This is a genomic window from Methylobacterium guangdongense, from assembly GCF_038442355.1.
GTDB lineage: Bacteria > Pseudomonadota > Alphaproteobacteria > Rhizobiales > Beijerinckiaceae > Methylobacterium > Methylobacterium guangdongense.
Genome location: NZ_JBBXMX010000018.1, coordinates 16,588 through 29,276, shown reverse-complemented (window position 1 = coordinate 29,276; position 12,689 = coordinate 16,588). Strand labels below are relative to the sequence as shown.

At 71.0% G+C, this 12,689-nt stretch carries 13 protein-coding genes; 2 read left to right on the top strand and 11 right to left on the bottom strand.

Going from position 1 to position 12,689, the window contains the following annotated elements; all coding sequences use genetic code 11:
* Positions 1–41: 41 nt before the first annotated feature.
* The 6 genes from AAHG09_RS25040 to AAHG09_RS25015 all read right to left on the bottom strand — a co-directional run bounded on the left by AAHG09_RS25040 (position 42) and on the right by AAHG09_RS25015 (position 6,284).
* Complete coding sequence (locus AAHG09_RS25040) at positions 42–362, bottom strand: DMT family transporter (protein WP_342110211.1); 321 nt, start codon at positions 360–362, stop codon at positions 42–44.
* A 144-nt stretch (positions 363–506) separates the two neighbouring features.
* Entirely contained in the window at positions 507–2,195 is a 1,689-nt protein-coding gene (locus AAHG09_RS25035; RefSeq protein ID WP_342110210.1) for a B12-binding domain-containing radical SAM protein, read from the bottom strand.
* 236 nt (positions 2,196–2,431) lie between these two features.
* Complete coding sequence (locus tag AAHG09_RS25030; protein ID WP_342110209.1) at positions 2,432–3,274, bottom strand: SDR family NAD(P)-dependent oxidoreductase; 843 nt, start codon at positions 3,272–3,274, stop codon at positions 2,432–2,434.
* Positions 3,271–4,032, bottom strand: a complete 762-nt coding sequence (locus AAHG09_RS25025; RefSeq protein ID WP_342110208.1) for an enoyl-CoA hydratase-related protein — start codon at positions 4,030–4,032, stop codon at positions 3,271–3,273. Before AAHG09_RS25025 ends, AAHG09_RS25030 begins: the two co-directional genes overlap by 4 nt.
* 21 nt (positions 4,033–4,053) lie before the next feature.
* Positions 4,054–4,518 carry a hypothetical protein gene (locus tag AAHG09_RS25020; protein ID WP_342110207.1) on the bottom strand — a complete coding sequence of 155 codons (465 nt, stop codon included), beginning with the start codon at positions 4,516–4,518 and terminating at the stop codon, positions 4,054–4,056.
* Between the two features lie 26 nt (positions 4,519–4,544).
* Positions 4,545–6,284: an acyl-CoA dehydrogenase gene (locus AAHG09_RS25015; RefSeq protein ID WP_342110206.1), complete on the bottom strand. Its 1,740-nt coding sequence runs from the start codon at positions 6,282–6,284 to the stop codon at positions 4,545–4,547.
* 125 nt (positions 6,285–6,409) lie between these two features.
* Here AAHG09_RS25015 and AAHG09_RS25010 point away from each other — a divergent pair, with 125 nt between their 5' ends.
* Positions 6,410–7,408 carry an L-threonylcarbamoyladenylate synthase gene (locus AAHG09_RS25010; protein WP_342110205.1) on the top strand — a complete coding sequence of 333 codons (999 nt, stop codon included), beginning with the start codon at positions 6,410–6,412 and terminating at the stop codon, positions 7,406–7,408.
* Between the two features lie 142 nt (positions 7,409–7,550).
* Here the strand turns inward: AAHG09_RS25010 and wrbA are convergent, their stop codons facing one another.
* Positions 7,551–8,147 (bottom strand): NAD(P)H:quinone oxidoreductase, encoded by a 597-nt coding sequence (gene wrbA, locus AAHG09_RS25005; protein WP_342110204.1) that lies wholly within the window; start codon positions 8,145–8,147, stop codon positions 7,551–7,553.
* 137 nt (positions 8,148–8,284) lie between these two features.
* Between wrbA and AAHG09_RS25000 the strand changes: the two genes are divergently transcribed.
* Positions 8,285–9,169: a LysR family transcriptional regulator gene (locus tag AAHG09_RS25000; RefSeq protein ID WP_342110203.1), complete on the top strand. Its 885-nt coding sequence runs from the start codon at positions 8,285–8,287 to the stop codon at positions 9,167–9,169.
* Between the two features lie 6 nt (positions 9,170–9,175).
* On the opposite strand, the gene greA is transcribed toward AAHG09_RS25000, so the two are convergent.
* The 4 genes from greA to AAHG09_RS24980 form a co-directional block, all read right to left on the bottom strand.
* Positions 9,176–9,649 carry a transcription elongation factor GreA gene (gene greA, locus AAHG09_RS24995; protein WP_342110202.1) on the bottom strand — a complete coding sequence of 158 codons (474 nt, stop codon included), beginning with the start codon at positions 9,647–9,649 and terminating at the stop codon, positions 9,176–9,178.
* A gap of 46 nt (positions 9,650–9,695) precedes the next feature.
* Positions 9,696–10,682: an acrylyl-CoA reductase (NADPH) gene (acuI, locus tag AAHG09_RS24990; protein WP_342110201.1), complete on the bottom strand. Its 987-nt coding sequence runs from the start codon at positions 10,680–10,682 to the stop codon at positions 9,696–9,698.
* Between the two features lie 66 nt (positions 10,683–10,748).
* Positions 10,749–11,330, bottom strand: coding sequence for a hypothetical protein (locus AAHG09_RS24985; RefSeq protein WP_342110200.1), 582 nt, complete (start codon positions 11,328–11,330; stop codon positions 10,749–10,751).
* Positions 11,331–11,542: 212 nt separating this feature from the next.
* Entirely contained in the window at positions 11,543–12,640 is a 1,098-nt protein-coding gene (locus AAHG09_RS24980) for a cell wall hydrolase (protein WP_342110281.1), read from the bottom strand.
* Positions 12,641–12,689: the final 49 nt, after the last annotated feature.

The following is a 12,689-nucleotide window of genomic DNA, read 5'->3' as shown; positions in this document are numbered from 1 at the left end:
TTTGGAAACCCACGATCCGGGGTCGATTGAACCCTGAAGCCTCAGGCCGGGCTCGACAGCTTCATCAGCACGAGCCCGGAGGCGATCAGGCCGGCCGCGAGGAGCCGGGTGGCGCTCGCCGCCTCGCCGAGCACCGCGAGGCCGACCAGGAACGCGCCGACCGCGCCGATGCCGGTCCAGATCGTGTAGGCGGTGCCGAGGGGCAGCGTGCGCATGGCGAGTGCCAGAAAGCCGACGCTGCCGGCCATCGCGGCTGCCATGACCGCCGTCGGCCAGATGCGCGTGAAGCCGTCGGACTGCTTCATCGCGAAGGCCCAGACGACCTCAAGGAGGCCCGCGGTGATGAGATAGATCCAGGCCATGGCGACCCTCCTGAAAGGGCCGGGCCGTCCCGGACTTGTGCCCCGCGCGTCGGGGGGAGGACGTGGCCTCGCGCACGATCAGCTAAGGTTTGCGGAGCGCGGTCGCAAGCGCGGCGCAGGGATCCGATCCGCGCCGACGACTCCCTACGCCACCGCGGCGAGGTGCTTCACCTCGGCCTTCGCCACCACCTTGCCCACGGGCGCCGCCTTGCCGCAGCCCTCGGCTTCCGGGGCCAGCACCGGCGGCTGCACCCAGCGGCCGGCATCGAGCTCGGTGATCCGGCCGTTGATTTCGCGGATGACGTAGCGCGAGAACGGATAGACGTGCAGGTAGATCACCATGTTGGTGACCACCGCCTCCAGGGCCGCCGGGTTGCGGCGGGCGGTCTCGAGGAACACGCTCCAGAAGTGCTTGGCGAGTTCCGGCCGCCGCACGGTCATCCGCCAGCACACCCGGGCGAGCGACCACAGATCATGGACGACGTGGCGCCAGTTGAGCTTTTGCGCCGCGAATTTCGGCCGCTTCACCCGCCGCGCCACGACGCGCACCCGGTCGAAGAAGTTCACCGGGTCGTAGACCTCCTGCAGGACGTCGCGATAATCGGCCAGCACATCGCGCTGCGGGCGAAGGGTCACGAAGTTGAGCCCCTGCGTGCACTGGTCGCCCTGATCGGCGGTGGTCGCCGCGTAGTTCTCGTAGAGCCGGCCCTCCTTGCGCAGGCGGCGCGAGAGCTGGGTATTGGGCAGGGCGAAGAGCAGGCCGACCATCGCGATCGGGATGCCGGTCTGGCTGATGCAGAGCGACATCGCCTTGGAGATGCTGTCCTGCTCGGTGTCGAAGCCGACGATGAAGCCGGCGGTCACGAACATCCCGTGCTCGTACAGCTTGTGCACGCTGTCGGCGATCGAGCGCTTGGTGTTCTGCTTCTTCTGCGTCTGGATCAGGGTCGCCTCGTCGGGCGTCTCGATCCCGGTGAACAGGGCGAAGAAATTCGCGTCCCGCATCATCCCGAGCAGTTCCTCGTCATCCGCGAGGTTGAGCGAGGCCTCGGTCGAGAACTTGAACGGGTAGCCGTGATCCGCCTGCCATTGGATCAGGTGCGGCAGGAACAGCTTGATCGCCTTCTTGTTGCCGATCAGGTTGTCGTCGACGAAATCGACATGGCCGCGGTAGCCGAGGCCATAGAGCCGGTCGAGCTCGGCCAGCATCTGCGGCGTGGTCTTGGTCCGCGGGGCACGGCCGTAGAGCTCGATGATGTCGCAGAACTCGCAGGTGAACGGGCAGCCGCGCGAGAACTGGACGCCGATATACAGGTAGTGGCTGAAGGTCAGCAGGTCGAAGCGCGGGATCGGGCTCTTGGTGACGTCGGCCTTGAATTTCTCCGCCGTGAAGCGGCCGCGGCGTTCGCCCGATTCCCAGGCTGCCACGAAGGTGTCGAGGATGCCCTCGGCCTCGCCGAGCACGAGGAAGTCCGCCTTGTCGTAGACCTCCGGCGTCGAGGTGGGCGCCGGGCCGCCGACGCAGACCGGGGTGCCGAGCGCCACGCACTTGTCGATGACGACGAGGCAGTCCGGCTCCTGGGGCAGCATGCCGCCGGTCATCACGAGGTCGGCCGCCTGGATCTGCGCGTCCGTCAGCTCCTCGCAATTGCGGTTGATCAGCGTCACCTGCCAGGCCGGCGGCAGCATCGCGGCCAGCGTGATCAGGCCGAGCGGCGGCGCCGGAGCGCGGGCGCCCTGGATCTCCATGGCCTCCTTGAAGTTCCACATGGAGTTTTCGTAGAACTTCGGGAACACCATCAGCACGCGCGGGGCCGTGTTCGCTTGCGACATGCCAGTTCCCTCGTTCACACGCGCAGCCCGGCTCCGATGGGAGTCAGGCCGCGCAGCAAGCCTCACTTGCGAGCGAATTGAGGCCGTTTTTCGCTGCCGCAACATTCCGGAGCGCCAGGGCCGACAGGACACCCGTCCGGGCGCCGCGAATCAACCCCTGCACGCGATGCCGCGGCGAGGCTCAGCCTCTTAACCAAGAGTTGCGCCATTTCGGCGACAGCCGTCTGACGGACGGGTTACGGCTCGACCTGGAACCGCTCCGGCTGCGTGCCGTCCGCGTCGGTGAAACCGTAGATCCGCGCGAGGTCGCCCGCATGCAGCACCGCGCCCGCGTGGGCGGCGATGTCCGGATCGGCCGCCAAGGCGGCGAGCGCCCGGCCGGCATAGAGGGGGCCTTCGGTGGCGTGGACGTCCTGCCCGAGATCGCGCGCCCGCTCGGTGGCGACGAAGCCCGGCGACAGGCCGAGCGCCGTAACGCCGTGCGGCGCCAGTTCCCGGCCGAAGGCGAGCGCCAGCCGGTTGGTGGCGGCCTTGGCGGAGTCGTAGAAGATGTCGCCGAGATAATCCTCGGTCCCGAAGGAGACCAGCGCGATCAGGCCTGAGCGCGCCGCCACCATGGCGGGGGCGACCGCGCGGGCGAGGAGCAGAGCCGGCAAAGGACCGGCTTCGAGGAAGCCGAGATAGGGCTCGGCGGAGCGGCGCCAGAACGGCGTGCCCCAGCCGGCGCCGTCCGGATAGCGCTCCCCGTCATAACCCTCGTTGCCGCCCCAGACGCTGCAGGCCGCGACATCGATCCGCCCGAACCGCCGCAAGGCCCAATGCATCATCGCGTCGGTGGCACGCTCGGAGCGGTGGTCGCACAGGTAGTGATGGCCGCGCCCACCGGCCGCATCGACCATGCGGGCGGTGTCCTCGATCGATTCCGACCGCATCTCGGTGCGCGCGCCGGTCTCGCTGGAGCGGGCCGTCACGATCACGGTGGCGCCGGCTTCGCCCAGCGCCCGGGCGAGGCCCCGGCCGACGCCCCGCGAGGCGCCCGCAACCAGGCAGATCTTTTGCGACAGATCGGGCGCGCTCACGCCGAGGCAGGCTTGGCGCGGTTGAGGAAGGCGGAGAGCCGCTCCTGGGATTCGTGCGAGTGCAGCTGCGCGTCGAACGCCTTGGCCTCGGCCTCCAGGGCCGCCTCGACCTGGGCCTGATCGCCCCGGATCAGCGCGCGCGAGGCCGCCAGCGCCCCCCGCGGCAGGGCGGCCAGCTTGGTCGCCTGGGCGACGGCCTGCTCGACCAGCATGTCGGCCGGGAGCACCGCGTTGACGAGGCCGAGCGCCTGCGCCTCGTCGGCCTCCAGCGGCCGGGACAGGAGCAGCAACTCGGTCGTCCGGAGCCGCCCGACCCGCAGGGGCAACAGGTAGCTCGACGCCGCCTCCGGCACGAGGCCGAGGTCCACGAAGGGCATGCGCAGCCGCGCCGCCGGGCTGGCATAGACGAGGTCGCAATGCAGGCAGAGCGTCGCGCCGATCCCCACCGCGATCCCGTCGACCGCCGCCACCATCGGGGTGCGGGTGCGGGCGAGCTGGCGGATGAAGGCCAGAGCCGGCGAGCTGCTGAACCCGTCCCCCGCATGCCCCATGAAGTCGGCGAGGTCGTTGCCGGCGCTGAACATGCCGGGCTGCCCGGCGAACACCACGGCGCCGATCGCCTCCGACCCGTCGGCCTCGACCAGCGCGTCGCGCATGGCGTCGTACATCGCGCCCGTGAGCGCGTTCTTCTTCTCCGGGCGGTTCAGGGTGATCAGGCGGACGCCGCCCTCCAGGTCGCTGATGATGATCGTCTGCATGGCGGCGTCCGGATCCGATCCCTACTCGATTTCAGCCAGTATACTGTCGATCGCGTCATCCGCCCGCAACGCGCTCCGACGCGCCAGGGCGTAGAGTTCCTCCAGGACGCGCGACCACGAGCCCGGCTGGCGCGGGCTGTCGCGATCGAGCCCATCGCGCCCGAAATCGTCGACGATCCGTCCGATGGCATCGATGATCGAGACGTGGAACTCGGTGAAGCGCCCGTCATCGACCGACTTGATCTGCACGCTGCTGTTCTGAAAGGCGGCCTGGAACACGTCCGGCCGGATGCTCTCCTGCCAGACCAGCTCCCCCGCGCGCGTCCGCTCCAGCAGGCGCTCGACGAGACGCCGCTGCTTGTCGAAATTCATGCCCACCCCCTGTCGGCTCCCCGACCCGATCGTCTCCCACGGCCGGGCGGCCACGGCCCGGCCGGGGGACGAATCGCGGGCATTGAACATCGTGTCGCAGGGCGGAGCCAGCACGATATGCCTGCGGCTCCGGCCCTCCCTCAGACCGCCAGGGCCGAGCCGGCCTCGTCCGTGAAGGCGCCGCCCTCGACCACGCTCTGCTCCAGCCCGGAGGCGGCCACCAGGAGGTTCTCGCCATAGAAGCGCGCGAGCGCGATGCGGGCGGCATGGGCCGGATCGGTCTCGCCGGCCTTCCGGGCGGCCGAGGCCGCGAGCGCGCTCCGGGCGAGGCAGGCGCCGCCGAGCACGAGGCCGAACAGGCGCAGATACGGGGTCGCCCCGGCGAGCGCGTTCTCCGGCCGGTTGGAGGCGAGCGCCGCGAGCTGATGGCTCGTCGCCCGGTCGAGGCTGCCGATCCCGTCCCGCAGCCGCGCCGCCATGTGGCCGAAGGCCGGATCGCCCGCCTTCAGCAGGCCCTCGGCCGCCCGGCGCATCCAGGCGATCTGCGAGCGCGCCGTGGCGCCGCCGTTCAGCGGCAGCTTGCGGGCGGTGAGGTCGATGGCTTGGATGCCGTTGGTGCCCTCGTAGATGCCGAGGATCCGGGCATCGCGCATGAGTTGCGCCGCCCCGGTCTCCTCCACGAAGCCCATGCCGCCATGGACCTGCACGCCGAGCGACGTCACCTCGTTGGCGAGATCGGTCGAGAAGGCCTTGGCCACCGGGGTCAGCAGGGAGGCACGGTCGAGGGCGGGCTGCCCCTCCGTATCCTTCGACGCGTCGAGGGCGGCGGCGGTGAGGTAGCAGATGCCCCGGGCGGCGGCCGTGTAGGCCTTCATGGTGAGCAGCATGCGCTGCACGTCGGGATGAGCGACGATCGGGCTCGTCGCCTCGGCGGCACCGATGGCCTTCCCCTGCCGGCGCTCCTGCGCGTAGGCGAGCGCCCGCTGGGTCGCGGCCTCGGCGACGCCGACGCCCTGGAGGCCGACATTGAGGCGGGCCGCGTTCATCATCGTGAACATGCAGGCCAGCCCCCTGTTCTCCTGGCCGATCAGCCAGCCGGTGGCGCCGCCCTGATCGCCGAACGCCATGGAGCAGGTCGGCGAGGCGTGGATGCCGAGCTTGTGCTCGACGCCGGAGCAGCGCAGGTCGTTGCGGGTGCCATCGGGCAGCACCTTCGGCACGAGGAACAGGGAGATGCCGCGCGTTCCGGCCGGCGCGTCCGGCAGCCGGGCCAGGACGAGGTGGACGATGTTGTCGGCGAGATCGTGCTCGCCGTAGGTGATGTAGATCTTGGATCCTGTGATCCGGTAGGTGCCGTCGCCGGCGGGGACCGCGCGGGTGCGCAGCAGGGCGAGGTCGGAACCGGCCTGCGGCTCGGTCAGGTTCATGGTGGCGGGCCATTCGCCCGAGACCAGCTTCTCGAGGTAGCGCGCCTTCAGGTCGTCGGAGCCGTGGGCCGCCAGCGCCTCGATGCCGCCCTGGGTCAGGAGCGGGCAGAGGCCGAAGGCGAGGTTGGCGCCGTTCCACATCTCGGTGCAGGCGGCCTCGATCAGCTTCGGCAGGCCCTGGCCGCCATGGTCGGCTTCGGCCGAGAGCCCGTTCCAGCCGCCCTCCGTGAAGGTGCGGTAGGCCTCCCGCCAGCCCGGCGGGGTGGTGACGCGCCCCTCCGTTAACGGCGTGCCGTGGCGGTCGCCGACGCGGTTGAGCGGGGCGAGCACGCCGGCGGCGATCCGCCCGGCCTCGGAGAGGATCGCCTCGGCATCCTCGGGATCGACCGCGTCGAGCCCCACCACGTGCCGGAGCGTGAACAGCATCTCGGGGACCGGGGCGCGGTAACTCATGACGATCCTCCCTGGGCGGCCCGTGCGCTCGATCCGGCGCGGGTTTGACCGCGCCCGCATCCCGGGTCTACGGCGGCCCGAGAATAGGCGCGCGCCGTGCCCTTGTCTCTGAGACGGCTTCCCCCATGAACGATCCCGGGTCAACGGTCCCGGCCGCGACCCGGCGGCTCGACCCCGATGCGGCCGGCCTCGCCGAGGCGTCGGCACGCCTGCGGGCGGGCGACCTCGTGGCCTTCCCGACCGAGACGGTCTACGGCCTCGGAGCGGACGCGACCGATCCCGCCGCCGTGGCGCGGATCTTCGCCGCCAAGGAACGGCCGCGCTTCAATCCGCTGATCTCCCATCTGCCGGATCTGGCCGCGGCCCTGACGGAGGGTGACTTCGACGCGCAGGCGCGCCGCCTCGCCGAAGCCTTCTGGCCGGGCCCCCTGACCCTGGTGGTGCCGGCCCATGGGGGCTCACGCGTCAGCGACCTCGCCCGCGCCGGCCTGCCGAGCGTCGCCCTGCGGGTTCCCGCGCATCCGCTGGCGCGGACTCTGTTGTCCGCGGTCGGCCGGCCCGTGGCCGCACCCTCGGCCAACCGCTCGGGCCGGGTGAGCCCGACGCGCGCCGCACACGTGCTCGACGACCTCGCGGGCCGGATCGCCGCGGTGCTCGATGGCGGCGATACGCCGGTGGGGGTCGAATCGACCGTGGTGGCCTGCCTCGGCGGCCCGCCGCGTCTGCTGCGGCCCGGCGGGATCACCCGAGCGGCGCTGCGCGCCGTCCTCGGCCACGACCCGGCGACCTCGGAGGCGGCCGATGCCGACCGGCCGGCGGGCCCCGGGATGCTCGCCTCGCACTACGCCCCGCGGGCGCGGGTCCGCCTCGACGCGACGCGCATCGAGCCGGGGGAGGCCGTGCTGCTGTTCGGCGCGGCCCGCCCCGAGGGTCACGCACAGGCCTGCGCCGCGCTGAACCTCAGCCCGGCGGGGAATGCCGAGGAGGCCGCGGCGCGCCTGTTCGGCGCCCTGCGGGACCTCGATGCATCGGGCGCGGCGACCATCGCGGTGGTGCCGATCCCCGACGAAGGCCTCGGCGAGGCGATCCGCGACCGCCTAGCCCGGGCCGCCGCACCCCGTTGAGGCAGGGTGCGATTTTTTTGGCCAGCGGCGGAACAGACCCTTCCGCCGCCCGTTTATTGGTCACGAAGGCCTTCTCAGCCCCCAATGGCCTTTTCCCTTTCAGGCTCGGAGCAATCCGAGCCTTTTTTCTTGGGCAAAATCCTCAGGCCAGCTTGGCCGCGATGCCGGCGACGTGGCGGCCCTGGAACCGGGCGCCCTCCAGCTCCACCGGGCTCGGCTGGCGCGAGCCGTCGCCGTCCGCGATCGTGCTGGCGCCGTAGGGCGTGCCGCCCTTAACAGCCTCGACGCCGCCCTGCCCCTGGAAGCTGTAGGGCAGCCCGACCACCACCATGCCGTGGTGGAACAGCACCGTGTGGAAGCTGGTCAACGTCGTCTCCTGCCCGCCGTGCTGGGAGGCCGTCGAGGTGAAGACCGAGCCGACCTTTCCGACTAGCGCGCCCTTCATCCACAGCCCGCCGGTCTGGTCGATGAACTGCTTCATCTGCGAGGCCATGTTGCCGTAGCGGGTCGGCGTGCCGAAGATGATCGCGTCGTAATCGGCGAGTTCGTCGACCGTCGCGACCGGGGCGGCCTGATCGAGCTTGAAGTGGCTCTGCCGGGCAACCTCCTCGGGCACCAGCTCCGGCACGCGCTTCACCACCACGTCGGCCCCCGCCTCGCGGGCGCCCTCGGCGACGGCGTAGGCCATCTGCTCCACGTGTCCGTAGGTCGAGTAGTACAGCACCAGAACCTTGGCCATGTCGGAATCTCCGGTTCGCGTTTCGGACGGCCGCCCGAATCGTCGGGCGGCACGATGGCGCCTCCATCGCGCGTTTCGGGCCTTGCAAAAATGCCCTGCTGCGCAAACCATGCCTTGCAGGAATGCAAGGCTCGGGCATGACGCTGGATTGGGACGCGTTTCGCTTCGTGAAGGCCGTGGCCGAGCGCGGCAGCCTGACGGCGGCCGCGGCGCAGCTCGGGATCAACCACTCGACCGCTTTCCGCCGGCTCACGGCCCTCGAAACGAAGCTCGGGGTGCGGCTGTTCGAGCGCCTGCGGACCGGCTACGCGCCGACCGCCTGCGGCCAGGCCATGATCGAGGCGGCAAGCCGGATCGAGGCCGACGTCACCCGGTTCGAGCGCACGGCCGCCGGCCGCAGCGAAACGCCCTCCGGGGAGCTGCGCGTCACGGCGCCGACGAGCCTCGCCGTGGAACTGCTCATGCCCATCCTGGCGGATTTTGGTGCGCGCTACCCGGAGATCCGGATCGAGCTGATCCTGGCCGAGGCGGCGCTCAACCTCTCGCGCCGGGATGCCGACGTGGCGATCCGGGCGAGCCGCGATCCGAGCGAGACCCTGGTCGGACGCCGCCTCGCCGCGGTGGCCTGGGGCATCTACGGCCGGGTCGACCGGGCGTACGGCAATCTCGCGGATGAAACCTGGGTCAGTCCGGATCCGACCGTGGCCGGCGGCACGTTCACGCGCTTCGTGGGCACGCAGACGACGGCGGATCGCGTCAGGCTGCGGATCAACACGGTGACCGGCTTGGAAGCCGCGGTCGCGGCGGGGCTCGGGATCGGTCCCCTGCCCTGCTTCACGGGCGACGCCCATCCGGGCCTGCGCCGCCTGTCGGGGCCACACCCCGAGCTTGGCGTCGATCTCTGGGTCCTGACGCATCCGGACCTGCGCCACGCCGCCCGGGTGCGCGCGTTCATGGAACACATGGCCGAGGCGATCACGCCCCTGCGGCCGCGCTTCGAGGGGCTGGGTCTCGGATCCTGACCGCCTTCAGCGGATCTCCGCCACCTCGACCTCGTGACCGTTGACCTCGACCACGTCGCCCACCGTCTTGCCGGTGATCGCCCGGGCGAGCGGCGCCACGTAGGAGATCGAGCCCTTGTGGGGGTCGGCCTCGTCCTCGCCGACGATGCGGAAGGTCTGGCGGGTCTCCTTGCCGGACTCGTCCTCGCGCAGCACCGTGACGGTCGAGCCGAACTGCACGGTATCGCCGCCCTTCGGCTCCACGACCTGCGCGGTGTTCTTGCGCGCCGCCCAGTAGCGCAGGTCGCGCCCGATCCGAGAATCCTCGGCCTTGTCGGCCGGGTCCAGGGAGGCGACCTCCTTCTCCAGACGCGCGACCTCGGCCTCGATCTGGGCCAGGCCCTCCGGGGTCACGAAGTTGGTGTGGGGCGAGATCGGCCGGTCCGGCAGATTCTCGAACGCTTCCCCGCCCTCGGGCTCTTTGACGAATGCGACGCTCATGAAAAATTAAACACGGCTGGCACGGCACAGGTTCCAGCCGTCGGTCCTACGCGACCTCCACCACAGTTCTCCCCCGCACCTTCCCGGCCAGAATCTCCTCACCCAGCCGGCCGACCTCCTCCAGGCCGACCGTGCTGGTCATGCTGGCGAGCTTTTCCATGTCGAGGTCGCGGGCGAGCCGCGCCCAGGCCTCGCGGCGCTTCGGCTGCGGGGTGGTGACGCTGTTGATGCCCAGCAGCGAGACGCCGCGCAGGATGAAGGGCGCCACCGAGGTCGGCAGGTCCATGCCCTGCGCCAACCCGCAGGCCGCCACGGCTCCGTCGGCCCGGGTCTGGGCCAGCACGTTGGCGAGGGTGGTGGAGCCGACCGCATCGACGCCGGCCGCCCAGCGCTCCTTGCCGAGCGGCTTACCGGGCTTCGAGAGTTCGGCCCGGTCGAGGATCTCGGCGGCGCCGAGGCCCTTGAGGTAGTCGGCCTCGCTATCGCGCCCCGTGGAGGCGATGACGTGCCAGCCCGCCCGCGCGAGCAAAGCCACCGCCACCGAGCCGACGCCGCCCGAGGCGCCGGTGACGATGACCGGGCCGTGGGCGGGCGTCACGCCATGGGCGTCGAGCGCCATGCAGCACAGCATCGCGGTGTAACCCGCGGTGCCGATCGCCATGGCCTGCTCGGATGTGAGCCCCTGGGGCAGCGGCACCAGCCAGTCGCCCTTCACCCGGGCGCGCTGCGCGTAGGCGCCGAGATGCGTCTCGCCGACGCCCCAGCCGGTGAGCACCACGGCGTCGCCCGGCTTGTATTCGGGATGGTCAGAGGTCTCGACAATCCCGGAGAAATCGATACCGGGGATCATCGGGAAGCGGCGCACCACCGGTGATGAGCCGGTGAGCGCGAGACCGTCCTTGTAGTTCAGGGTCGAGTGCGTCACCCGCACGGTGACGTCGCCGTCCATCAGGTCGGCCTCGTCGAAATCCCGGAACGCGAGGCTCTGGCCGGCCTCGCCCTTCTCGACCACCCAGGCCTTGAACGTCCCCATCGTCACCTCCCGTCGCTGGCGGTGAGGTGTCGCCGGGACGCCCGGAATCAAGGCAATGGGACTCGATCAGTACCCTTCGTACTGGCTGCCGTAGCTGAAGCCGAGGGCGACGCCGAGATCCGAGGAGCTGGCGCCGGTCATGCCGACCGCATCCGGGATCGAGCCGATCAGCGGGCCGCCATAGGAAGCGGGGGCGTAGCCATATCCCCCGCCGACCGGCACCCAGCCGGCCCGGGCGGGCGCCACGCGGACGCGCCGGCTCACGCTGGCGTATTCCGGCGGGATCGTCTCGGGGATCGCCTGCGCGGGGCGGACCACCACGGTCCGGGTGCGGACCGCGAAGCGCGGCGGGGTGGTGACCCAGCAGCCGATCAGCTCGCCGCCCGGCCCGCGGCTCGTCTGCCAGAACCGGCCGCCCGGGGAGACCATCACGCGCTCCGTCACGGTGTCGTAGACCGGCGGAACGGTGCGGTAGACGGTGCGGGTCGGGCGCACCAGCACGGTCTCCTGCACCGTGTCGTAGACCGGCGGCATGACCACGCGGCGGTAGCATTCGCTGCCGTAGCAGCCGCCGGCCTGGGCGGGGGCGGCGAGGAGCAGGCCGCCCAGGGCGGCGAGGACGAGGGTGCTGGCGACCGGCGCGGTCATGGAAATCCTCTGGTACGCAATACGGCGGAAGGGGCCGCATAGGCGGCACCCGTCTCGACGTACCAGAGGCCAGACTCGTTGCCCGGCGCGCAAGCTTTATCGGGAACGAGGGTAAAATTAACCCTTGGTTTCGACTGCTTAGTCGTCGCCTACCTAGGTAAAATTGCTCGGATCCTCTTGAGGATCTCTTATCAGGTCCGGCCGGGACTCGGTCAGGTCTGACCGGCCTTGAGCTGGTAGAAGATGTGCCGGCCGATCACGTCCATCTTGCGCAGGCGGCGCGCCCAGCTCGGCCGGACGTAGTCGGCGTGGTAGTGGGTCGCCGCGCCGACCTCGGCGAGGTAGGTCCGGCCCTCGATCACCGAGCGGGCGATGCGGGTGGCGGACTCCCAAGCGCCGGCATCGGTGATGCGCAGCGACTTGCCCTCGCAGGCGAAGGAGAATTGGCAGCCCATGTAATGGTGCCGGTTCTGGTAGACGACGCCGCAGACGCTCGCCGGATAGAGACCGCTCTTCACGCGGTTCAACACCACCTGGGCGACGGCGGCCTGTCCGGCCTCAGGCTCGCTGCGGGCCTCGAAATAGACCGCCTCCGACAGGCAGCGCTGCTCCTTGTCGAGGGATTCGGGGTCGATCAGGTCGGCGTAACGCCGCCGGGCATCCTCCGGGACCGGCTGGGCGCTGTCGGGGCGCTCGGTGCGGATCGCGAAATCGGGCAGCGCGAGGCTCGCAGCCGCCACCTCGACGGGGATCGCGTCGGCCGGCGCCGGGGTGGTGGACGACAGGGCGACGGCGCGGGGCACCGGCGGGGTCGAGCCGTCGAAGCGCGCGGGGTCGCCGTCCTCCGTGAGGTCGGCCGTGCCGGCGCCCGTGGAGGCCGCGCTGCCGGAGCCGGTGGTCAAGCCGAGATCGGGGACGGGCAGGAAGGTGGCCTCCGGCTCGGATTCCGGATCCCAGACCGCGGCCCCTTGCGTGAGCACGCCGGTGACGCTGCCGGTGACGTCGCCGAAGACCAGGGCGGCACCGGTCTCGCGGAGGTTCACGGCGCGGCGCGCGAAGCTTTCGGCCGGCGGCCGGGCCGGGTTGCCCTTGCCGGCCCGTTCCACGATCGGGAAGACGTGCGCGCCGGTCTTGAACACCGTCCGGGGCGGCTCGTCGTTCAGGCGGCGCAGGGCGGAGCCGATCAGCACCGTGCCGGGTGGCAGGGGCGGGACGGTGTCGACATCGATCAGGCTGAGGCGGCTCGATCCGAGGGCGTTCTCCGTGCCGGCATCGGCCGTGAACGACACCAGCAGGCCGAGGCCGACCATCCAGGGGGTCATCGCGGCCGAGAGCCAGCGCAGACCCGTTTCCCGTCGT